Source organism: Salinisphaera sp. G21_0 (assembly GCF_017744115.1).
Taxonomy (GTDB): Bacteria; Pseudomonadota; Gammaproteobacteria; order Pseudomonadales; family Endozoicomonadaceae; genus Endozoicomonas.
On the sequence record NZ_JAGHQW010000216.1, the window covers coordinates 1 to 718 of the forward strand.

Here is a 718-nt window from a genome sequence, read left to right on the forward strand (position 1 = left end):
GCTTAAAAGAGGGTGGGCAGATGAGGAATACGTTACTACCGATAAAGGAAGGCAATCCTCAGATTACTGTTACTTAACCGCCGAAGAACATTTAGAAGAGCAAACCGCTAAACCAAAAAGCAAAAAAAGGAAGAGAAACAACAGCCAGTAATCCCCTCCCTTCGACCCAAGAACCATTTTCACATTCAAGGGAAGGAGTGCCAGCGTTGAATAACTGTTGCCCATGAATCTCGCCCCGGATGATTTGAAAATAGCGGGTTGGTAGAGTCAGGAGTAGATGGGTTTCCCCAACCGACGTTTATAAACATTCCAGCAAAATGAACTTCTGAACCGCACAGCAGTCTGCTTTTCATATTTTCATGAATTAATGAAATATAATTATGGATAGAAGTTCTGGTGGTATCAGTGGCAAATGCGCAAGATCAAATAATGATTACAACCGACCGGATGACCATGCCGCTTCTTCAAGGCATGGGCGATATAGACATGCCACAGTCAGACAATTGGATAATCCCCCCCGCAATCCCCCGGGGCGTAATGAATTTTACCATTCTTCTGGTGCACGCTCTTCTCAACATCTACAGAGTCGCCTGGTAAACCCTGCTCAAGATTTTAATGCCCTCATCAAACAGGAAATAATGGCTGATCTGGTAAGTAAATCCGATCGTTTCGGTCATCGCTATGATGGGAGAAATCACGGTCAATACGCCAGTTCAAT

At 44.3% G+C, this 718-nt stretch carries 1 protein-coding gene; it reads left to right on the forward strand.

The features are described 5' to 3' along the window. Nucleotides 1-380: 380 nt before the first annotated feature. Nucleotides 381-718: hypothetical protein (locus J7439_RS25725; protein ID WP_209204906.1), on the forward strand; the 338-nt coding region annotated here is incomplete at its 3' end.